Origin of the sequence: Mycobacterium sp. HUMS_12744610 (assembly GCF_041206865.1) — a bacterium.
GTDB classification, from domain to species: domain Bacteria; phylum Actinomycetota; class Actinomycetes; order Mycobacteriales; family Mycobacteriaceae; genus Mycobacterium; species Mycobacterium servetii.
The window spans coordinates 5,567,301-5,588,284 of the sequence record NZ_JBGEDP010000001.1 but is presented as its reverse complement, the minus strand read 5'-3'; the positions used below and the strand labels follow the sequence as shown (position 1 = coordinate 5,588,284).

The window sequence follows — 20,984 nt, the reverse complement described above, 5'->3', positions numbered from 1 at the left end:
GGAGTGGAAGGGGACCGGCGATCCGAGGGCCTGGACGCGTGGACAGTTAGCTTATGCAATGCTAACTTCAGGCAAGTTAGGTTAGGGAACACTGTGCACAGGAGAAGAAGCGGCCGTGGATCGCGGTGACACCGGTGTGCTGGCAGCGCAGCCCGCGAATTCCCCCTTCAACGGCAAGCCGAACGGCAGGGTCGACGGCGAGGTCGTCAGCCGGTTCGCGACGTGTTGCCGCGCACTGGGACTCGCGGTGTACGACCGGCAGCGCCCGGCCGACCTCGCCGCGGCGCGCTCCGGGTTCACCGCGCTGACCCGCATCGCCCACGACCAGTGCGACGCCTGGACCGGCCTGGCCGCCGCCGGCGACACGTCCCTGGGGGTGCTCGAGGCGGTTTGCCGCACCGCGCCCACGGCGGGTGTGCTGCAGCGTCAGGTGGAACTGGCGCCCGGCGCGCTGGGGTTCCGCTACGACACCGGGCTGTATCTGGCGCTCCGCGCCAGCACGCCCGACGATTTCGGCCTCGCGTACGCGGCCGCGCTCGCGCAGGCGGGGCGCCTCGCCGACGCCGCCGGCATCGTCGCGGGCCTCACCGAACGCCGGCCGGGCTGGCGCGCGGCCCGCTGGGTCGCCGTCGTCGTCAACTACCGGGCCGAGCGCTGGTCGGACGTCGTCAAATTGCTGACCCCCGTCGTCAACGACGCCGACCTCGACGAGGCCTTCGCGCACGCCGCCAGGATCGCGCTGGGCACCGCGCTGGCCCGGCTTGGCATGTTCGCCCCCGCGCTGTCCTATCTCGAGGAGCCCGACGGCCCGGTCCCGGTCGCGGCGGTCGACGGCGCGCTGGCCAAAGCGCTCGTCCTGCGCGCGCACGTCGACGAGGAGTCGGCCGGCGAGGTGTTGCAGGAGCTGTACGCGGCCCACCCGGAGAACGCACAGGTCGAACAGGCCTTGTCCGACACCAGTTTCGGGATCGTGACGACCACCGCCGCCCGGATCGAGGCCCGCACCGACCCGTGGGACCCGACCACCGAGCCCAGCGTCGAGGACTTCGTCGACCCCGCCGCCCACGAGCGCAAGGCGACACTGCTGGCCGAGGCCGAGCGCCAGCTCGCCGAGTTCATCGGCCTGGACGAGGTCAAGAACCAGGTGTCGCGGCTGAAGAGCTCGGTGGCCATGGAGCTGGTGCGCAAGCAGCGCGGGCTGCAGGTCGCCCAGCGCACCCATCACCTGGTCTTCGCCGGCCCGCCCGGGACCGGTAAGACGACCATCGCCCGCGTGGTGGCCAAGATCTATTGCGGGCTCGGTCTTTTGAAGCGGGAGAACATCCGGGAGGTGCACCGCGCCGACCTGATCGGCCAGCACATCGGTGAGACCGAAGCCAAGACCAACGCGATCATCGACAGCGCGCTGGACGGCGTGCTGTTTCTCGACGAGGCCTACGCGCTGGTGTCCACGGGAGCCAAGAACGACTTCGGCCTGGTCGCCATCGACACGCTGCTGGCCCGCATGGAGAACGACCGCGAGCGGCTGGTGGTGATCATCGCCGGATACCGGGCCGACCTGGACAAGTTCCTCGACACCAACGAGGGCCTGCGGTCGCGGTTCACCCGCAACATCGACTTCCCTTCCTACGCGCCGTCGGAGTTGGTGGAGATCGCGCACAAGATGGCCGAACAGCGCGACAGCGTCTTCGAGCGGGCCGCCCTCGACCACATGGAGGCGTTGTTCTCCAAGCTGGCCGCGGAGACGACGCCCGACTCCAACGGCATCTCGCGGCGCAACCTCGACATCGCCGGTAACGGCCGGTTCGTGCGCAACATCGTCGAACGCGCCGAGGAGGAGCGGGAATTCCGGCTCGACCATTCCGAACACGCCGGAACCGGTGAATTCAGTGACGAGGAGCTGATGACGATCACCGACCAGGATGTCGAGCGGTCCGTGGAGCCGCTGTTGCGCGGCCTCGGGCTTTCGGTGCCGGCATGAGCGAGCACGAGCCCGACGAGCCCCGGCGTTCGTTCTCCTCGCGGACCCCGGCCAACGACAACCCCGACAAGGTCGAATACCGCCGCGGCTTCGTCACCCGCCACCAGGTCACCGGCTGGCGTTTCGTGATGCGCCGCATCGCCTCCGGGATCGCGCTGCACGACACCCGGATGCTGGTCGACCCGCTGCGCACCCAGTCGCGCGCGGTGTTGATGGGCGTGCTGATCCTGGTCACGGGCCTCGCGGGCTGCTTCGTGTTCTCGCTGATCCGGCCCGCCGGGTCCGCGGGCACCAGCGCGGTCCTGGCCGACCGTGCCACGGCAGCGCTGTACGTGCGGGTCGGTGACGACCTGCACCCGGTGCTGAACCTGACCTCGGCGCGCCTCATCGTGGGCCGGCCGGTCAATCCCACGATGGTGAAAAGCTCTGAGCTGGACCGTTTTCCGCGCGGCAACCTGATCGGCATTCCCGGTGCGCCGGAGCGCATGGTGCAAAACCCCGCGCGCGACGCCGACTGGACGGTGTGCGACGCCGTCAGCGGCCGGGCCGGCCACGGGGCGCACAGCACGGGGATCACGGTGCTGGCGGGCCCGCCCGACAGCCGGGGTGCGCGCGCGGCCGCGCTGCACGCCGGACAGGGGGTCCTGGTCGGTGACGGCACGACGACCTGGCTGCTGTGGAACGGCCGGCGCAGCCAGATCGACCTGGCCGACCACGCCGTCACCAACGCGCTGGGCTTGGGCACCGACATCCCGGCGCCGCGCCCGATCGCTCTCGGGTTGTTCAACGCCATCCCCGCCGGGCCGGCCCTCACGGCGCCGGAGATCCCCGACGCCGGAAACCCGGCCGGCTTCGACGTCCCGGCGCCGGTCGGCGGGGTGGTGATCAGCTACGCGCTCGACCAGCGCACGCCGGGCGCCGTGCGGTACTACGCGGTGCTGCCCGACGGGTTGCAGCCGATCTCGCCGGTGCTCGCGGCGATCCTGCGCAACGCGAATTCCTATGGCCTGGAACAGCCGCCGCGGCTGGCCGCCGACGAGGTCGCCAAGCTGCCGGTGTCGCGGATGCTGGACGTCGCGCGCTATCCCGACCAGCAGGTCGCCCCGGTCGACGCGGCCGAAGACCCTGTCACGTGCGCGCATTGGAGCAAACCGGCCGGGGCGGCCACCAGCACGCTGAGCCTGCTCGCCGGCTCGGCGCCGCCCGTGCCCGACGGGGTGCACACCGTCGACCTGGTCGGTGCGGGCAACGCCGCCCGCGTCGCCCTGGCCCCGGGCACCGGCTACTTCACCCAGACGGTGGGCGACGGCGCGGCCGCGCCGGCCGCCGGGTCGCTGTTCTGGGTGTCGGACACCGGCGTGCGCTACGGCATCGACAACGAGGCCGAGAACGGGGGGCAAGGTAAAACCGTTGCGGCCCTTGGTCTGAACCCCCCCGCGGTCCCCATCCCGTGGTCCATGCTGTCGCTGTTCGCCCCCGGCCCGGCACTATCGCGCGCCGACGCGCTGCTGGCTCACGACGGCCTGCTGGCGGAAGGCGGAACACGATGAGCCGGTTGATCTTCGAAGCCCGGCGCCGGCTGCCGCCGCCCGGTTCGCGCAAGGGCAGCATCGCCATCGAACCGCCCCCCGAGTTGCCCCGCGTGATCCCGCCGTCGTTCCTGCGGCGGGCGATGCCCTATGTGATCGTGATCCTGATCGTCGGCATGATCGTCGCGCTGGTCGCGACCGGGATGCGGGTGATCTCCCCGCAGACCCTGTTCTTCCCCTTCGTGCTGCTGCTGGCCGCCACCGCGCTGTATCGCGGCAACGACAACAAGATGCGCACCGAGGAGGTCGACGCCGAACGGGCCGACTACCTGCGCTACCTGTCGGTGGTGCGGGACAACATCCGCACCCAGGCCGCCGCGCAGCGCGCTGCCGCGCAGTGGTCGCATCCCGACCCGGCGGCGCTGGCGGCGGTGCCCGGGACCCGGCGCCAATGGGAGCGTGACCCCCACGACCCCGACTTCCTGGTGCTGCGGGCCGGGCGCCACCAGGTGCCGCTGGACACCGCGCTGCGCGTGCAGGACACCGCCGACGAGATCGACCTGGAACCGGTGTGCCACAGCGCGTTGCGCAGCCTGCTCGACACCCAGCGCACGGTGCGCGACGTGCCGACCGGAATCGACCTGGCGAAGGTCTCCCGGATCACCGTCGTGGGCGAGTCCCAGGAGGTGCGGGCGGCCCTGCGCGCCTGGATCGCCCAGGCCGTGACCTGGCACGACCCGACGGTGCTGGGCGTGGCGCTGGCCACCCCGAACCTGGAGGGCCGCGACTGGTCCTGGCTGAAGTGGTTGCCCCACGTCGACGTTCCCGGCGAGCTCGACGGCGTCGGGTCGGCGCGTTTCCTGTCCGCCGACCCCGACGAGCTGGTCGCGCTGCTCGGCCCCGGGCTGCTGGACCGTCCGGCGTTCACCGGGGAGCCTGCGGATGCGCTGCGGCACCTGCTGATCGTCGTCGACGACCCCGACTACGACCTGAACGCCTCGGCGTTGGCCGCGGGCCGGGCCGGGGTCACCGTCGTGCACACCAGCGCCACGCCGCCGCACCGCGAGCAGTACTCGGACCCGGAACGACCGATCCTGCGGATCGGCGCGGGCGCGATTGAACGCTGGCAGACCGGCGGCTGGCAGCCCTACATCGACAACGCCGACTCACTCGGTGCCGACGACGCCGCCCATCTGGCCCGGCAGCTGTCGCGCTGGGACTCCAACCCCACCCACACCGGGCTGCGCTCGGCGGCCACCCGCGGCGCGGCGTTCACCACGCTGCTCGGCATCGGCGACGCCTCGCAGCTGGACGTGGCCACGCTGTGGGCGCCGCGCCGGCGGGACGACGAGCTGCGCGTGCCCATCGGGGTCACCGCGACCGGGGAGCCGCTGATGTTCGACCTCAAGGACGAGGCCGAGGGCGGGATGGGGCCGCACGGCCTGATGATCGGGATGACCGGGTCGGGCAAGTCGCAGATGCTGATGTCGATCCTGTTGTCGCTGTTGACGACCCATTCGGCCGACCGGCTGATCGTCATCTACGCCGACTTCAAGGGTGAGGCCGGCGCCGACGCCTTCCGCGATTTCCCGCAGGTGGTCGCGGTGATCTCGAACATGGCCGAGAAGAAGTCGCTGGCCGACCGCTTCGCCGACACGCTGCGCGGGGAGGTGGCGCGGCGCGAGACGCTGCTGCGCGAGGCCGGCCGGCGGGTGCAGGGCAGCGCGTTCAACTCGGTGACCGAGTACGAGAACGCCCGCGATGCCGGCGCCGCCGACCTGCCGCCGATCCCGACGCTGTTCGTGGTCGCCGACGAGTTCACCCTGATGCTGGCGGATCACCCCGAATACGCCGAGCTGTTCGACTACGTGGCGCGCAAGGGCCGCTCGTTCCGCATCCACATCCTGTTCGCCTCGCAGACGCTCGACGTCGGCAAGATCAAGGACATCGACAAGAACACCTCCTACCGCATCGGTTTGAAGGTGGCCAGTCCCAGCGTTTCTCGCCAGATCATCGGGGTGGAGGACGCCTACCACATCGAATCCGGCCGGGAACACAAGGGCGTGGGTTTCCTGGTGCCCGCGCCCGGTGCGGCGCCGGTCAAGTTCCGCAGCACCTACGTCGACGGCATCTACGAGCCGCCGCGGCGGCCGAAATCGTATGTGGTGCAAGCGGCCCCGGAGCCGAAACTGTTCACTGCCGGCAGGGTGGAACCGGATCAGGAGATGGTGGTCTCCGGCGGCGACGCCGACGACATGGCCGGGCCGCCGCGCAAGCTGATCGCCACCATCGGGGAGCAGCTGGCGCGCTACGGGCCGCGGGCACCGCAGCTGTGGCTGCCGCCGCTGGACGAGCCCATCGCACTGACCGCGGTGCTGGCGCGGGCCGGCCTGCCGCAACGGCAGTGGCGCTGGCCGCTCGGCGAGATCGACAAGCCCTTCGAGATGCGCCGCGACGCATTGGTTTTCGACGCCACCTCCTCGGCGGGCAACATGGTGATCCACGGCGGCGCCAAGTCCGGGAAGTCGACCGCGCTGCAGACGTTCATCATGTCGGCGGCCAGCCTGCATTCACCGCGCGAGGTCACGTTCTACTGCCTGGACTACGGCGGCGGGCAGCTGCGGGCGCTGGAAGACCTGGCCCACGTCGGCAGTGTCGCCTCGCCGCTGGAGCCCGAACGCATCCGGCGCACCTTCGGGGAGATCGAGCAGCTGCTCCGGTCCCGGCAGCGCCAGCACGACGACGGCTTCGGCAAGGTGTTCCTGGTCATCGACAACATCTACGCCTTCGGCCGGGACAACACCGACCAGTTCAACACCCGGAACCCGTTGCTGGCCAAGGTGACCGAGCTGGTCAACGTGGGGCTGGCCTACGGCATCCACGTGGTCGTCACGACACCGAGCTGGCTGGAGGTGCCGCTGGCGATGCGCGACGGCCTGGGCCTGCGGCTCGAGCTGCGGCTGCACGACGCGCGGGACAGCAACGTGCGGGTGGTCGGCGCGCTGCGCCGGCCGGCCGATGCCGTCCCGCACGACCAGCCGGGCCGCGGGCTGACCATGGCCGCCGAACACTTCCTGTTCGCCCGCCCGGAGCTGGACCAGGTGCCCGCCCTCAACGCCCGCTACCCGGGCATGGCCGCGCCGCCGGTCCGGTTGCTGCCCAAAGACCTTTCACCTGCCGCGGTCGGGCCGCTCTACCGCGGCCCGGACCGCGTGGTCGTCGGGCAGCGCGAGGAGGACCTGGCGCCGGTGGTGCTCGACTTCGCCGCCAACCCGCTGCTGATGGTGTTCGGCGACAGCCGGTCCGGCAAGACCACGCTGCTGCGCCACATCATCCGCACCGTGCGCGAGCATTCCACGGCCGACCGGGTGGCCTTCACCGTGCTGGACCGGCGGCTGCACCTCGTCGACGAACCGCTGTTCGAGGACAACGAATACACCGCCAACGTCGACCGGGTCATTCCGGCGATGCTCGGGCTGGCTCACCTCATCGAATCGCGCCGACCCCCGGCGGGCATGTCGGCGGCCGAGCTGTCGCGCTGGACCTATGAGGGGCACACCCACTACCTGATCATCGACGACGTCGACCAGGTGCCGGACTCGCCGGCGGTCAGCGGCCCCTACGTCGGGCAGCGGCCGTGGACCCCGCTGATCGGGCTGCTCGCGCAGGCCGGCGATCTGGGGTTGCGGGTGATCGTCACCGCCCGCGCCAGCGGCTCGGGTCACGCGCTGATGACCAACCCGTTGCTGCGCCGCTTCAACGACCTGCAGGCGACCACGCTGATGCTCGCGGGCAACCCGCAGGACGGCGGCAAGATCCGTGGCCAGCGCTTCGCCCGGTTGCCCGCCGGGCGCGCGATCCTGTTGGGGGACAGCGAGGCTGCCACGTACGTGCAGTTGGTCAACCCGCTGGCGTCGGCGTCGGCGATGGCCGGTGAGTTCGGAACAGAAGGACTACAGGAGGAGTAGCCATGACGTTGCGAGTGGTTCCCGAGGGCCTGGCCGCCACCAGCGCGGCCGTGGAGGCGCTGACGGCGCGGCTGGCGGCCGCGCACGCGGCGGCGGCCCCGGCGATAACGGCGGTGGTGCCGCCGGCGGTGGACCCCGTGTCCCTGCAGACGGCCGCCGGCTTCAGCGCCCAGGGCCAGGAACACGCGGCCGTCGCGGCGCAGGGCGTCGAGGAGCTGGGCCGCGCCGGTGTGGGTGTGGCCGATGCCGGCGCGAGCTATCTCGCGGGCGACGCCGCCGCGGCCGCCACGTACGGGGTCACGGGCGGCTGAGAGATGAGTTCGCCCATCTGGATGGCCGCACCGCCGGAAGTGCATTCGGCGTTGCTGAGCGCCGGGCCGGGGACGGGGCCGCTGTTGGCGGCCGCGGGCGCCTGGACCGCGCTCAGCGCCGAATACTCCTCGGCGGCAGCCGAACTGGGTGGGCTGATCGGCTCGGTGCAGGCGGGGGCCTGGCAGGGGCCCAGCGCCGGGCAGTACGCCGCGGCGCACGCGCCGTACCTGGCGTGGCTGCAGCAGGCCGGCGCGGACTGCGCCGGTGTCGCCGCGGAGCACGAGGCCGCGGCGACGGCCTACAGCGGCGCCCTGGCTGCGATGCCCACGCTGGCCGAGCTGGCGGCCAACCACGTGATCCACGGGGTGTTGATCGCGACGAACTTCTTTGGCATCAACACCATTCCGATCGCGCTCAACGAGGCCGACTACGCGCGGATGTGGGTGCAGGCCGCCACCGTGATGAGCGCCTACCAGGCGGCATCCGGCACGGCGCTGGCGTCGGCACCGCGGACCGCACCCGCGCCGTCGATCGTGAAGTCCGCCGGCGGCAACGCCGCGGCCCAGGCCAACCCGTTTTCCGGACTCGTGCAACTGGTGCAGTCCTTCGCGAACTTCTACCAGCAGGGGTTCGGCGAATTCGAGACGCTGCTGCAGAACCCGGTGGGGACGCTGCAGCAGATCATCACCGCCTTCGCCACGAATCCCGCTGCGGCGCTGGTGGCTTACGGTCCAATGTTCTTCTTCGCGGCCTACGAAGTCGTCTCGCCGATCGCGACCTACGGCCCGATGCTGATGGCGCTGTCGCTGGGCGTGAGCCTGAGCCTGGGCACGATCAGCTGGCCGGCCGGCGGGATCGTGCCGATCGCCGCGCCGGTCGCGGCGGGGGCCGCGGGCGCGCCGGCGCTCGCGGCGGCCGGCCGGCCGGCATTGCCGGTCGCGGCCATGGCCCCGACGGTCGTGGCCCCCACCGCGGCTCCGGCCACGGCGCCGGCCACCGGCGCCGGTGCCCCCACCGCGCCCGCTCCGGCGGCGGCGACCGGCAGCTTCGGCTACGCGGTGGCCCTCGGCGGTGACCCCGGGCCCGGCTTCGGGCCGACGCTGGGTGGCCGCGGCGGCGCCAAGGCGCCCGCGGCGACCGTCCCCGCGGCGGCGGCTGGGGTGGCGAGGCGGGCTGAGTCGCGGGCGCGACGACGCAAGCGGGCCGCGATGCGCGAGTACGGTGACGAATTCCTGGACCTGGACTCCGATCTCGGGGTCACGCCCGACTACGACGACATCCGGGTGCTCGCCGGCGCGAACGGCGCGGGGGAGTTGGGTTTTGCCGGCACCGCCCACAAGGACGACGTCCTGCGCGCGGCGGGCCTGGCCGAGCTGGCCGGCGGCGAGTTCGGCGGCGGCCCGCGCATGCCGATGGTGCCCGGCACCTGGGACCACGCCGGCGACGGCCCGGACCGCGAGTCAGGAACACCCAGAAAACAAGGAAGAAGGGAAACACGATGAGCCTCTTGGATGCTCACATTCCGCAGTTGGTGGCCGCGCAGTCCGCGTTCGGCGCCAAGGCGGCGTTGATGCGCAGCACGATCAGCCAGGCCGAGCAGGAGGCGATGTCGGCGCAGGCGTTCCACGTCGGCGAGGCGTCGGCGGCGTTCCAGGCCGCCCACGCACGGTTCGTCGAGGTCGCCGCCCGGATCAACACCTTGCTCGACATCGCCCAGGCCAACCTCGGGGATGCCGCGGGCACGTACGTGGCCACCGATTCCGCGGCCGCGTCCACCTACGCCGGATTCTGACCTCCCCGGCCGACCCACGAAAGGATTTGTGATGTCACAGATCATGTACAACTACCCGGCGATGCTGGCGCACGCCGCGGACATGTCCGGCTACGCCGGAACGCTGCAGGGGCTGGGCGCCGACATCGCCAGCGAGCAGGCGGCGCTGTCCAGCGCCTGGCAGGGCGACACCGGCATGACCTATCAGGTGTGGCAGGCTCAGTGGAACCAGGCCATGGAGGACATGGTGCGGGCCTACCAGGCGATGGCCAGCACCCACGAGGGCAACACCCTGTCCATGTACGCCCGCGACGCGGCCGAAGCCGCCAAGTGGGGCGGTTAGGCACCGCGTCCACGACGTCGATGAACACAGCACCCAACGCCGTCGAGCTGACGGTCGACCAGGCGTGGTTCATCGCGGAAACCATCGGGGCGGGCAACTTCCCCTGGGTTCTGGCGATCACCACGCCCTATTGCGATGCCGCGCAGCGGGACGCGTTCTGCCGGAGTCGGAGCGACGAGCTGACCCGGATGGGCCTGGTGTCGGCCGAGGGTGTCGTCAACGCGGCGGTGGCCGACTGGATCAGGGTGGTGTGCTTCCCGGACCGGTGGCTGGACCTGCGCTTCGTCGGCCCGGGCCCGGGCGAGTTGCTGCGCGGCGTGGTGGCCAGGCGCCCGGGGGTCACCGGCAAGACCGTCGTGGCCCTGCGCAGCGCGCAGCTGATCACGTTGACCGCCATGGACATCGAGGACGCCCGGGCGCTGGTTCCCGTCCTCGGTGCCGGGCTGGCGCAGCGGCCGCCGGCCCAATTCGAGGAGTTCAGCCTGCCGGCGCGGGTCGGGGCGCGGGCCGACGAGCGGTTGCGCTCCGGTGTGCCGCTGCCGGAAGTCCTTGACTACCTGGGCATTCCGGATTCGGCGCGACCGGTGGTCGAATCGGTGTTCACCGGCCCGCGCAGCTACGTCGAGGTGGTCGCCGGCTGCCGCCGCGACGGGCGGCACGCGACCACCGAGGTCGGCATGAGCCTGGTCGACACCACCGCGGGGCGCGTACTGGTCAGCCCGTCCCGCGCGTTCGACGGCGAGTGGATCTCGACGTTTCGCCCGGGCACCCCATTCGCGACGGCCGTCGCCGTCGAGCAACTGACCGCCTTGTTGCCGGACGACCCGTGGTTCCCCGGTCAGCGGCTGGCCCGAGACTTTTCCGCAACGACACACAGATAGAGAAGAGAGCACGATGTCCCAGCAACCGTGGCGGGCCCGATGATGTCCGGCACCGTCATGCCGATCGTCCGCGTCGCCATCCTCGCGGACAGCAGGCTGACGGAGATGGCCCTGCCCGCCGAGCTGCCGCTGCGCGAAATCCTGCCCGCGGTACGGCGTTTGATGGTTCCGGCGAACTCCAACGGCCACGGCGACGACGGGGCGGCCGTCCAGCTGAGCCTGGCTCCCGTCGGCGGGGCGCCGTTCAGCCTGGACGCCAGCCTGGACACCGTCGGTGTCGTCGACGGTGATCTGCTTGCGCTGCAACCGGTTCCGTCCGGCCCGCCCGCGCCGGGCATCGTCGAGGACATCGCCGACGCCGCCATGATCTTCTCGGCCTCGCGGCTGCGGCCCTGGGGTGCCGCGCACATCCAGCGTGGCGCGCTGGCCGCGACGATCGTCGTGGCGCTGGTGGCCACCGCGTTGTCGGTCAGCTACCGGGCGGCCACCGGGGCGCTGGCCGGACTGGTCGGGGTCAGCGTGGTCGCGGCGCTGACCGCGGTGGCCGGATTGCTGGTCACCGCGCGTTCGCCCCGCACCGGCATCGCGCTCTCGATCACCGCCCTGGTACCCGTCGCGGCCGCCCTGGCGCTGGCGGTGCCCGGCCGGTTCGGGCCGGCGAACCTGGTGCTGGCCGCGGCCGGGGCCACAGCGTGGTCCCTGATCGCGCTGATGGTGCCCGGCGGGGAGCGCGAGCGCGTCGTCGGCCTGTTCACCGCGACGGCGGTACTAGGGGCCGGCGTACTGGTGGCCGCGGGCATCGAGATGTACTGGCGGCTACCGATGCTCACCCTCGGCTGCGGCCTGATCGTGGCGGCCCTGCTGGTGACCGTCGAGGCGGCCCCGCTCTCGGCGCTGTGGGCGCGCTTCCCGTTGCCGGTCATCCCGGCGCCCGGCGACCCCACGCCGTCGGCGCCGTCGCTGCGGGTGCTCGAGGACCTGCCGCGGCGGGTCCGGATCGGCGACGCCCACCAGAGCGGGTTCATCGCGGCCGCGGTGCTGCTCAGCGTGCTGGGCTCGGTGGCGATCGCGCTGCGGCCCGAGGCCGTGGGCGGCTGGGGCTGGTACGTGGTGGCCGCAACCGCGGCGGCGTCGGTGTTGCGCGCGCGGGTGTGGGACTCGGCGGCCTGCAAGGCCTGGCTGCTCGCCCAGCCCTATCTGGTCGCCGGCGTGCTGCTGGTGTGCTATACCGCGACGGGCCGCTGGGCTGCCGCACTGGGTGCGCTGCTGGTGCTCGTCGCGCTGATGTCGGCGTGGCTGGTGGTGGCGCTGAACCCGGGCATCGCCGCGCCGGAGAGCTATTCGCTGCCGCTGCGCCGGCTGCTGGGCTTCGTCGCGTCCGGCCTGGACGCGTCGCTCATCCCCGTCATGGCGTATCTGGTCGGGCTGTTCGCCCTGGTGCTCAATCGATGATGCGGGCCGGATCGGCCTGCCTGGCAGCGGCGTTCGCGGCTGTGCTGTGGGCATGCCCGCCGGCGTTCGCGATCGGCAAGCCCCAGCTCGATCCGGGGGTGCCGCCGCCCGCCGGCACGCCGGGGCCCGTGCAGCCGATGGAACAGCGCGGGCCGTGCAGCACCTCCGGGGTGATTCCCGGCAGCGATCCCGACGTGGTGTCGCCCAGCCAGGCGATGCTGAACCTGCCTGCGGCGTGGCAGTTCTCGCGCGGTGAGGGCCAGCTGGTCGCGGTGCTGGACACCGGGGTGCGGCCCGGTCCGCGGCTGCCCAACGTCGACCCCGGCGGCGACTTCGTGGAGACGACCGACGGCCTGACCGACTGCGACGGGCACGGCACCCTGGTCGCCGGGATCATCGCCGGCCAGCCCGGCCCGTCGGGTGCCGACGGCTTCTCCGGGGTCGCGCCCGCGGCGCGGGTGCTGGCGATCAGGACGACGTCGGCGAAGTTCTCGCCCCGCACCCCGGGCGGCGATCCGCTGCTGGCACGCGCCTCCCTCGACGTCGCGGCGATGGGCCGGGCGATCGTGCACGCCGCCGACCTCGGCGCCCGGGTGATCACCGTCTCGGCGATCGCCTGCCTGCCGGCCGACCGCCCCGTCGACCAGGCCGCCCTCGGCGCGGCGCTGCGCTACGCGGCGGTCGACAAGGACGCGGTGATCGTGGCCGCCGCGGGCGACGGGGCGCCCTGCGAGTCCAACCCGCTGACCGACCTGAGCCGTCCCGACGACCCGCGCAACTGGGCCGGCGTCAAATCGGTGTCCATCCCGTCGTGGTGGCAGCCCTACGTGCTGTCGGTGGCTGCCCTGACCCCCGAGAGCCGGCCGTCGAAGTTCACGATGGCCGGGCCGTGGGTGGGCATCGCGGCGCCCGGGGAAGACGTCGTGTCGGTGAGCAACGCCGACGGCGGTGGCCTGGCCGACGGGCTGCCCGGCAACCACCAGCAACTGGTCGCGCTCAGCGGCACCGGTTACGCCGCCGGCTACGTGGCCGGGGTCGCCGCGCTGGTGCGCAGCATGTACCCCCGGCTGACGGCCGCCGAGGTGGTGCACCGCCTCACCGCGACCGCGCACAACGGCGCCCGGGCGCCCTCCGACATCGTCGGGGCCGGCAGCGTCGACCCGGCGGCGGCCCTGACCTGGCAACTGCCCGCCGCCGGCCCGCCGGCCGCCCCGGCGAAACCGGTGGCCGTGCCGGCGGCGGCGGCGCCGGCCGACACCACGCCGCGGACCGTCGCGGTGGCCGGTACCGCCGCGCTGGCGGTGGCGGTCGCGGCCGTCGCAGCTTTCACCGCGATCGGCGCACGCCGACGGAAGGAGTTACCCAAGTGAGCCCGCTTCGCTCGATACCGGTTCCCGGTCCCGGCCGGGTGACACTGGCGCTGCTGTTCGTCGTGCCCGCGGCGATGGCCTACCCGTGGCGGTCCGAACGCGCCTACTGGCTGCTCGGCGCCGCCGCCGTCGCCGTGATCCTGCTGTTCGGCTGGTGGGGTGGGCTGCACTTCACCACGATCCTGCGGCGCCGGCTCGCCATCATGAGCCGCCGCAACCTCTACGTGCCGGGATCGGTGCCCGCGACCAAGGCGACCGCGCTGCTGCGGGTCGGCCCGCCGGCCGACGAGTCGCAGGTGCTGCCGCTGCCGCTGATCGCCCGGCACCTGGACTGCTACGGCATCCGGGCCGACGCGATACGGATCACCAGCCGCAGCAGCGCGGCCCGGGTGCAGGAGACCTGGATCGGGCTCACGGTGTCGGCCACCGACAACCTCGCGGCGCTGCGGGCCCGCTCGGCGCAAATCCCGTTGTCGGAGACCACCGGTGTCGCGGTGCGTCGACTGGCCGACCGCCTGCGCGAAATCGGTTGGGACGCCACCATGGTCGGGCCCGACGACGTCCCGCGCCTGCTGCCGGCCAACGCTCGCGAGACATGGCGCGGGTTGCAGCGGGGCGCATCGGATTACGTTGCGGTGTACCGGGTCTGCGTCGACGAGTCGTTGCCCGAGACCCTGGACGCGGTCCTGTCACATCCGGTGCGCGAGACGTGTACGGCGCTCGAGATCGCCGGTGACCGCACCGGGCGGACGTTCGCGGCCGCCTGCGCGTTCCTCACCGAGTCGCCGCCCGAGGCCGCCGCGCCGGTGGCCGGACTGACCCCGCAACGCGGCAACCACGGGCCCGCGCTGGCGGCGCTGGATCTGCTTTCCACCCAGCGCCTGGACGGGCACACCGCGGAGCCGGCCGGTCTGCTGGCACGGCTGGACTGGCCCACCCCGGGGGCCGGGGCGCACCGGGCGGCGATCGCGCACTGAGCCCGCTAAAACGGCGGGCGTTCGTTGCGCTCGGCGTCGATGCGGCGGGCGCGGTCCTGTTTTCGGGTCCGGCGGCGCGTGGGCATCATGATGCCGCGGTTCCCCGTGGGCCGTAATGTGGTTGTGGCAGCGGGCAATTCACCGGTGGGCAGGCTCAGGGCGGGAAACAGCAGTCGGCTGCCCGGGCGGGTGATGTACTCGTGCCCCGAGGGTGAGGTCCACACGATGACACCGTCGGGGTGCTGCCGATCGCGCCAGCCGGTCCAAAAAGTTTTGAGCAAATGATGTTTTCTGCAAAGACATTTGAGGTTGGAGGGGTGGGTCGGCCCGAGGGGGTAGGGAATGGTGTGGTCGATGTCGGCGAATTCGGCGGGCCGATCGCATCCGGGGAACCGGCAAGTCAGGTCGCGGCAGCGGATGAACCGCTGCAGCGCGGCCGACGGGCGGTAGCCCGGCTCGGGGGGGCTGTCGCCGGGGTGGCGCACCGGCCGCACCTTCGCGCCGCCGCGGACCAACTCGGCCAGCATCGAGGACGGCAGCACCGCGCCGCCGGCGATCAGCGCGGTGGGGGGCTTCGGGCCGGCCGGAACGTCGGGTTCGGGAGCGGGCGCCAGCGCCTCGGCCAGGGTGGTCTGCGCGGTGATCTTCGGGGCCGCCACTTCACCGGATAGGTGCGGGTCGGGTGGTGTGTCGAGCGCCGCCGCGTCGGCGAAAACGTGGACGACCACGGCGGTGGCCCGCGCGTCGGGCCCGGCGGCCGGGCACCGCTCGTTGCCGCAGTTGCACGCCAACCGTTCGGCCCCCGCGGCCAGGGCGCCCAGGGCGTCGGCGCGGCGCTGGGCGACGGTGCGCGGGTCGTCGTCGCACACGTCGTGGGCGAGCTGCGAGAGCCGCCGCTCGAGCACGGCCGCGTCGGTGGCGAACATCGCGCCCCAGAGGTTCGCGATGCCCGACTGGTCATCGGGAGGGGTGATGACCACGTCGCGGCCCCGGGCGGCGGCGCGGGTGCGCCGCAACGCCGCGGGGTCGTGCCGGTCGACGACGGCGTCGATGGCCTGGGACGGCGCTGATGTAGTGACCTCCAGCAGGGCGGGGATTTCGCGGTATCGGGGTCTCGACGGCTGGGAGGGGCTTGCGCTGGCTGATATTAATGGGATCGTAGGTGGCCTGGTGGCCTGGTGGCCTGGTGGTCCCGATCAGGCGATGGCCCAGCCCCCGGCCGCTGAATGCAGGCCCAGGCTGGCCAATCGGGCGAGGTTGATCGCGCCGGCTCGGGCGAGGATGTCGGTCAGGATGCGTTGTTGTCCGCGGCAGCGAGCCTTGCGACCACCCCAGGGGCGCCGGGTGAAGTGACTGATCTTGCGTTCCACAACCGGCCGATACGTTCGGTAATCGGTCTGCCAGGCCGGGTCGCGTTGGCGGGCCTTGGCCAGCTGTAGGGCGGCCTCATGGGCATGGATGGTGATCACCCGTCCACGGCGGGCTTTGGTGCATTGCGCCCGCAGCGGACACGACCCACACAATGCCCCGAAGCGAGCGACCTGCTGACGCCGCCCGGTGCTGATGGCCACAGTGTGCTCGGCCGGGCAGGTGACGGTGCCCGCAGTCAGGTCGATACCGAACTGGTCTTTGGAATAGCCGTTGGCGTTGCGCACCGGGGGCACTTTGGCGCGCATGTCATGGCCACGTTGGGTCTGCTCATCGAGGGTGGCCCCATCAGCGTAAGCCGAATCGCCATACACCTCAAAGACATTGGGCTCCGACTCGTTTCGCACATGCTCACCGTGATCGGTGATCGTTTCATCGGCATCGGCATCGGCATCGGCATCGGCATCGGCATCGGCATCGGTGGCGGCATCGGTGGCGGCGGAATCGGGTGCAGCACTCGTGGTGTCGGTGACCGGGTTGCCCAGCAGCTCGTCGATGACCTCACGGTCGGCGGCGTTGGCCGCGGTGACGGCCACCGCGGTGATCAGCTCGTCATCGGGATCGATACCCAAATGGGACTTGTAGCCATCGAAGGTCCGCGCCCGCGACTTATGCCCATGGCGGGCCTCGGTATCAACGGTGGAGATCAGCCGATCCCGGGCCACCCGCCTCGCGATGCGAAACACCCCGTCGTCGCCGGCCTCGACGTCCTGGCCGGCCACCAGCGCCAGCAACTCGACCGCCTCACCGAGTGCCCCGTCAAGCTGGCGGCCATCGCAGGCCTCCAGTGCTGCCTTGGCGTCGCGCACCAGCGCATCGACCAAGGCTTCACGCGCCGTGGGATCGTCCCAGTCACACGGTGGTTTTCCCAGGCTGGCGTAGTCATCGTCGCGGGTCAGCACGGTGCGCACCGCACCGGCCACCTCCGGATCGGCCCGATCGGCCACCGCCAGTAGTTTGCGGATCGCGGCCCGCAGCTGGATCACCGTGTCCTGGGTGGCCACCGCATCCAACAGCGGAGTGGAATCGAGCACCCGGCGCCGTCCCCGCAACAACCCCGCCGCCCGCGCCGTGGTGTTGACGTCCTCGAACAACCGCCGTGGCCGATCCGATGCGCGTAGCCGGTTGCGCATCCCGACCAGCACCGTGGGATGAAACGCCTCCGCATCCACGGTCAACCCGGCGGCCGCTTTCCAGCGCAGGTCAAAGGCCAGCCGGTCGCAGGCCTCCCGATCCGAAAGCCCCTCGTAGGCCTGCAGCAGCATCACCGCGGCCATCACCCGCGCCGGCACCGTTGGCCGACCCAACGCCGAACGCTTGAACACATCAGCGAAATAATCGTCGTCGAACAGTGCACCGCCGTGGTCGGCCAGCAGCCGATAGATGCTGCCCGCCGGCAGCTGATCGCCGACAAGCAGCATCACGTCATCGAACCGGCCCTGCCGATTTTCCCGTCCCAAAGCCACGCATCTGATCCTCGCCGCCCATCCATGCGAAACCCGCTCAGCCACGCCGAAAGTCAGCGACTAAAACAGCACCGTCCTGGGCGGTCTTGGACACCGACAGCGGCCCGAACCGGGCCGCATCGGCGGCCAGGGTGGCATCGACCAACGCCAGGATCTCGGGGTCCTTGATCAGGTCGGTGTGCCAGACGATCGCCGAGGCCAGCCGGGCGCTGATCGCGCCGTCGGCGAACAGGGCTGCCACCTTTGGCAGGCGCTCGCGCAGCGCCATGCCCTGATACATCTGCCCCGACGCCATGGCGTGGCTGATGCCCTGGGCGGCGGCGACCTCGGCGGCGATCGCGTCCCAGTTGTCGCACGACCAGTGGGCGCGCGAGGTGTCGCCCCGGGCGTGGCGGGACACGAACTCGGCGACGGCGGCCAGCCGGCGCGCCGCGGCCACCGCCTCGGCACGCGCGGCGGCGCCGATCGCGGCCACGACCGCCGCGTCGCCGGCGTCACGCAACCCCGCCGCATCCAAGACCCCACTATCGCACATGCGTTCGAATCTAGCGGCGAGGTGTGACGGGTGATCCGGCCGCAGCCGAGACTGTGGACAAAGCCGGGACTGTGGATAGCAGCTAAAACATCAGGGGCCGCAGGAACCGCGTCATCCGGCGCAGATAGTCCAGCTGGCTCACGTGCATGATGTGGCTGCCCGGGAACCAGTGCAGCGCGCAGCGGTCCCAGTGCTCCCACAGCATGACGGCCTGGTCCGGTGGCGCCATCCGGTCGCCGAGGCCGGTGATGAGCATGCGCCGGTCCCTGGGCACCAGCGGCCGGTAGTTCAGCGGGCCGTGGTAGGCCAACCCCGCGGCCAGCTCGTCGCTGTCGATGCCCGACAGGCGTAGCCCCAGGCCGACGAGTTTGCTTGCCGGGAACCAGGTTTCGAACATCGTCGCCGGCGTGACGACCGGGCAGTTGGGGATCACGGCTTCGAGCCGGTCGTCGACCGAGGCCACCAGCGCGGAGGTGTACCCCCCCAGCGATATGCCGGTCAGCGCGATCCGGTCGACGCCGGTGTGGCGCAGATGGTCGAGGATGGAACGGAAGTCGTGCACCGCCTGGGCCATCGCCTCGGCGAAACCGGCGAGGCCCCTGGAGAAGTAGCCGAAACCGCTGAACGGCGACAACCGCCCGGCCCGTTTGCCGTGGAACGGCAGGGTGTACATCAGCACGTCGTAGCCGGACCGGTAGTACCACGGCAGCGAGAAGAAGCGCCCGTTGGCCAGGTACGACGAACCCATGAAGCCGTGGATCACGCACAGGGTGGGGCGCGGCCCGTCGTGATGGCGCCAATGCTGCGCGCGCACGATGTTGTTGGCGGTCAACGTGTTCCACTGCGCACGCAGGGCGGGGTTGACCGCGGTGAAGCTGCTGGGGAACGCGATGTCGTTGACGGTGCCGCCGGCGATCCACTCGGCGACCGGATGTGCCGGCTGCGACCGGACGCGGGGCACCTCGGGGGGCGCGGGGAACGACTTCGACGGGTCGCGTTCGGCGGCCAGGTCGGCATAGAAGCGCAGGTTGGCCCGCTCGTCGCGGGACTCGGCCCGGCGCGCCGCGGCGGCGAGCACCACCGGCGCCACGGTGGTGGCCAGCACGGACGCCACCCAGGTGCGCAGCGCGAGATCGCCTAGGGCCGACGCCTCGACCACCAGACGCTCGCGCGTCGACAGCGCCGAAAGGGGCGGCAACCCGTCGGCGCCGGCCGGCACGTCCGCGCCCTCGAAGGCGTCCGGATTGTCCGGGACGGGGAAGGGCGGATCGGCCGGATCCGTGTCGGACGTCACAAACGCCGATGGTATCCGCCTTACCGGGTACGCGCCGGAACGGCATACGGTAATACGGTCTGCCTGAAGGCGACGAGCGAAGATCAGGAGGACCGACATGTGGGATCCCGACGTCTATCTGGCCTTCGCCGACCACCGCGGTCGCCCGTTCTACGACCTGCTCACCCGGGTCGGACCGGAGCGCGCACGCCGTGTGGTCGACCTCGGTTGCGGCCCGGGGAATTTGACCGCCTACCTGGCCGAACGCTGGCCAACCGCGGTGATCGAGGCGATCGACAGCTCCGCGGAGATGGTCTCGGCCGCCCGTGAACGCGGCATCGATGCCACCGTCGGCGACGTGCGCGAGTGGAAGCCGCGGCCCGACACCGACGTGGTGGTCAGCAACGCCGCCCTGCACTGGGTGCCTGAGCACGCCGATCTGTTGGTCCGGTGGGCCACGGAACTGGCGCCGGGGTCCTGGATCGCCGTGCAGATGCCCGGCAACTTCGAGTCGCCCTCGCATTCGGTGGTGCGCACGCTGGCGCGCCGCGAGCCGTACGCAAAGCTGTTGCGCGACATACCGTTTCGTGTCGGTGCCGTGGTGCAGGCGCCGACGCACTACGCGAACCTGCTGCTGGACGCCGGCTGCACGGTCGACGTCTGGGAGACCACGTATCTGCACCAGCTCACCGGTGAGCACCCGGTGCTGGAATGGATCACCGGCACCGCGCTGGTCCCGGTGCGCGACCGGCTCAGCGCCGAGGACTGGGAGCGCTTCCGCCGGGAACTGATACCGCTGCTGGACGACGCCTATCCGGCCCGCGCCGACGGAATCACCATCTTCCCGTTCCGCCGGGTGTTCATCGTCGCCGAGGTCGGCGGCGCGCACCGCTCAGGTCGGTAGCCCGAGCCGGGGGGCCTCGTCGCGGTAGCGGTCGACCCACTCGTCGGATCGCTCGTCGGCCTGGCGTTCGGTCATCGGTTCGGGTGCACGCCGCCGATCCTGCCCCAGCGCCTCCAGGATGTCGCCGACGATGGACGTGAGGTTGCGCCACAGCACCGGGTACGCGATGTCCGTCGGCTCGATATTTTCCTCGGAAAACCAAGTGCGCCAACCGTTTTCCTGTTCGCGCAGGATTCCCACCACATGTGCGATGGCGCCGGCGTGGTAGGAGGCCCGCGCATCGCGCTCCGGGTCGGGGTGCCCCCGCCAGACCTGGGTCTGGGCGGCGCGCCAGAACGACACCGCCTGCGACACGACGTCGGGCCGGTGCACGTGCACGTACACCGGCTCGCTCCCGAGCAGGTCGCGGATCGCCGAGCGTAGGCAGCCCCCGGAGCGGTCCGGCAACAGCGCCGCCCGTGACAGCAACGTATCGGTCTGGTTCCACATCAGCTTGCCGCCCCACACGCCGTTGGGCGTGCGGCCGGACCTGCGGACGTGTTCGCGCCAGGCGACTGGCGGCGTGACGTCGGGGACGCCGGGGATCAGCGGATCGAGCAGGCGCAGGATCGAGTCGTCGTCGACCCCGGCGAACCACTCGCGCGGCTGCGGGGCCAGCCCGGTGGCCGGGAGGTACTGGAAGAACTCGTGCGGGTCGCCGGCGCATCCCGTCGCGCGCAGCGACTCCATCAGCAGGGTGCTGCCGCTGCGCTGGGTGGCCAGGATCAGGTAGGCGGATGCGGGCGTCGTCACGG

At 71.7% G+C, this 20,984-nt stretch carries 17 protein-coding genes; 12 read left to right on the top strand and 5 right to left on the bottom strand.

What is annotated here, in order from left to right; translation table 11 throughout:
• Nucleotides 1–115: 115 nt before the first annotated feature.
• The 11 genes from eccA to eccE are packed head-to-tail and all read left to right on the top strand — an operon-like array spanning nucleotide 116 to nucleotide 14,584.
• A complete protein-coding gene (gene eccA, locus AB8998_RS27175; RefSeq protein ID WP_369741013.1) occupies nucleotides 116–1,981 on the top strand; it encodes a type VII secretion AAA-ATPase EccA in 1,866 nt (621 codons plus the stop codon).
• On the top strand, nucleotides 1,978–3,531 hold the full coding sequence (gene eccB, locus AB8998_RS27170) for a type VII secretion protein EccB (protein ID WP_369741012.1): 1,554 nt from the start codon (nucleotides 1,978–1,980) through the stop codon (nucleotides 3,529–3,531). Before eccA ends, eccB begins: the two co-directional genes overlap by 4 nt.
• On the top strand, nucleotides 3,528–7,478 hold the full coding sequence (eccCa, locus tag AB8998_RS27165) for a type VII secretion protein EccCa (RefSeq protein WP_369741011.1): 3,951 nt from the start codon (nucleotides 3,528–3,530) through the stop codon (nucleotides 7,476–7,478). The genes eccB and eccCa overlap by 4 nt, the downstream gene beginning before the upstream one ends.
• A gap of 2 nt (nucleotides 7,479–7,480) precedes the next feature.
• Nucleotides 7,481–7,789: a PE family protein gene (locus AB8998_RS27160; protein WP_369741010.1), complete on the top strand. Its 309-nt coding sequence runs from the start codon at nucleotides 7,481–7,483 to the stop codon at nucleotides 7,787–7,789.
• Between the two features lie 3 nt (nucleotides 7,790–7,792).
• The gene (locus tag AB8998_RS27155; RefSeq protein ID WP_369741009.1) at nucleotides 7,793–9,292 is read left to right on the top strand and encodes a PPE family protein; all 1,500 of its coding nucleotides are present in this window, start codon (nucleotides 7,793–7,795) and stop codon (nucleotides 9,290–9,292) included.
• Nucleotides 9,289–9,582 (top strand): WXG100 family type VII secretion target, encoded by a 294-nt coding sequence (locus AB8998_RS27150; RefSeq protein ID WP_369741008.1) that lies wholly within the window; start codon nucleotides 9,289–9,291, stop codon nucleotides 9,580–9,582. The genes AB8998_RS27155 and AB8998_RS27150 overlap by 4 nt, the downstream gene beginning before the upstream one ends.
• A gap of 31 nt (nucleotides 9,583–9,613) precedes the next feature.
• Complete coding sequence (locus AB8998_RS27145) at nucleotides 9,614–9,904, top strand: WXG100 family type VII secretion target (RefSeq protein WP_369741007.1); 291 nt, start codon at nucleotides 9,614–9,616, stop codon at nucleotides 9,902–9,904.
• Nucleotides 9,905–9,924: 20 nt separating this feature from the next.
• Nucleotides 9,925–10,785, top strand: coding sequence for an ESX secretion-associated protein EspG (locus AB8998_RS27140; RefSeq protein WP_369741006.1), 861 nt, complete (start codon nucleotides 9,925–9,927; stop codon nucleotides 10,783–10,785).
• Nucleotides 10,786–10,827: 42 nt separating this feature from the next.
• On the top strand, nucleotides 10,828–12,237 hold the full coding sequence (gene eccD, locus AB8998_RS27135; RefSeq protein WP_369741005.1) for a type VII secretion integral membrane protein EccD: 1,410 nt from the start codon (nucleotides 10,828–10,830) through the stop codon (nucleotides 12,235–12,237).
• Nucleotides 12,234–13,607, top strand: coding sequence for a type VII secretion-associated serine protease mycosin (mycP, locus tag AB8998_RS27130; RefSeq protein WP_369741004.1), 1,374 nt, complete (start codon nucleotides 12,234–12,236; stop codon nucleotides 13,605–13,607). Before eccD ends, mycP begins: the two co-directional genes overlap by 4 nt.
• On the top strand, nucleotides 13,604–14,584 hold the full coding sequence (gene eccE, locus AB8998_RS27125; protein ID WP_369741003.1) for a type VII secretion protein EccE: 981 nt from the start codon (nucleotides 13,604–13,606) through the stop codon (nucleotides 14,582–14,584). Before mycP ends, eccE begins: the two co-directional genes overlap by 4 nt.
• Nucleotides 14,585–14,589: 5 nt before the next feature.
• Here the strand turns inward: eccE and AB8998_RS27120 are convergent, their stop codons facing one another.
• The 4 genes from AB8998_RS27120 to AB8998_RS27105 form a co-directional block, all read right to left on the bottom strand.
• On the bottom strand, nucleotides 14,590–15,636 hold the full coding sequence (locus AB8998_RS27120) for an HNH endonuclease signature motif containing protein (RefSeq protein ID WP_369741793.1): 1,047 nt from the start codon (nucleotides 15,634–15,636) through the stop codon (nucleotides 14,590–14,592).
• 144 nt (nucleotides 15,637–15,780) lie between these two features.
• Nucleotides 15,781–17,478 carry a transposase gene (locus AB8998_RS27115; RefSeq protein WP_369736417.1) on the bottom strand — a complete coding sequence of 566 codons (1,698 nt, stop codon included), beginning with the start codon at nucleotides 17,476–17,478 and terminating at the stop codon, nucleotides 15,781–15,783.
• A 37-nt stretch (nucleotides 17,479–17,515) separates the two neighbouring features.
• Nucleotides 17,516–18,013, bottom strand: coding sequence for a DUF222 domain-containing protein (locus AB8998_RS27110; protein WP_369741002.1), 498 nt, complete (start codon nucleotides 18,011–18,013; stop codon nucleotides 17,516–17,518).
• An 82-nt stretch (nucleotides 18,014–18,095) separates the two neighbouring features.
• Nucleotides 18,096–19,307 (bottom strand): alpha/beta hydrolase family protein, encoded by a 1,212-nt coding sequence (locus tag AB8998_RS27105; RefSeq protein ID WP_369741001.1) that lies wholly within the window; start codon nucleotides 19,305–19,307, stop codon nucleotides 18,096–18,098.
• Nucleotides 19,308–19,404: 97 nt separating this feature from the next.
• Here AB8998_RS27105 and AB8998_RS27100 point away from each other — a divergent pair, with 97 nt between their 5' ends.
• Complete coding sequence (locus AB8998_RS27100) at nucleotides 19,405–20,190, top strand: trans-aconitate 2-methyltransferase (protein WP_369741000.1); 786 nt, start codon at nucleotides 19,405–19,407, stop codon at nucleotides 20,188–20,190.
• On the opposite strand, the gene stf0 is transcribed toward AB8998_RS27100, so the two are convergent.
• On the bottom strand, nucleotides 20,179–20,982 hold the full coding sequence (stf0, locus tag AB8998_RS27095) for a trehalose 2-sulfotransferase (protein WP_369740999.1): 804 nt from the start codon (nucleotides 20,980–20,982) through the stop codon (nucleotides 20,179–20,181). The genes AB8998_RS27100 and stf0 overlap by 12 nt on opposite strands.
• Between the last annotated feature and the right edge of the window lie 2 nt (nucleotides 20,983–20,984).

Coding starts and splice junctions, on each gene's coding strand:
- eccB (WP_369741012.1), top strand. CDS start 1,978: ATGAGCGAGCACGAGCCCGACGAGCCCCGGCGTTCGTTCTCCTCGCGG.
- eccCa (WP_369741011.1), top strand. CDS start 3,528: ATGAGCCGGTTGATCTTCGAAGCCCGGCGCCGGCTGCCGCCGCCCGGT.
- AB8998_RS27160 (WP_369741010.1), top strand. CDS start 7,481: ATGACGTTGCGAGTGGTTCCCGAGGGCCTGGCCGCCACCAGCGCGGCC.
- AB8998_RS27155 (WP_369741009.1), top strand. CDS start 7,793: ATGAGTTCGCCCATCTGGATGGCCGCACCGCCGGAAGTGCATTCGGCG.
- AB8998_RS27150 (WP_369741008.1), top strand. CDS start 9,289: ATGAGCCTCTTGGATGCTCACATTCCGCAGTTGGTGGCCGCGCAGTCC.
- AB8998_RS27145 (WP_369741007.1), top strand. CDS start 9,614: ATGTCACAGATCATGTACAACTACCCGGCGATGCTGGCGCACGCCGCG.
- AB8998_RS27140 (WP_369741006.1), top strand. CDS start 9,925: ATGAACACAGCACCCAACGCCGTCGAGCTGACGGTCGACCAGGCGTGG.
- eccD (WP_369741005.1), top strand. CDS start 10,828: ATGTCCGGCACCGTCATGCCGATCGTCCGCGTCGCCATCCTCGCGGAC.
- mycP (WP_369741004.1), top strand. CDS start 12,234: ATGATGCGGGCCGGATCGGCCTGCCTGGCAGCGGCGTTCGCGGCTGTG.
- AB8998_RS27110 (WP_369741002.1), bottom strand. CDS start 18,013: ATGTGCGATAGTGGGGTCTTGGATGCGGCGGGGTTGCGTGACGCCGGC.
- AB8998_RS27100 (WP_369741000.1), top strand. CDS start 19,405: ATGTGGGATCCCGACGTCTATCTGGCCTTCGCCGACCACCGCGGTCGC.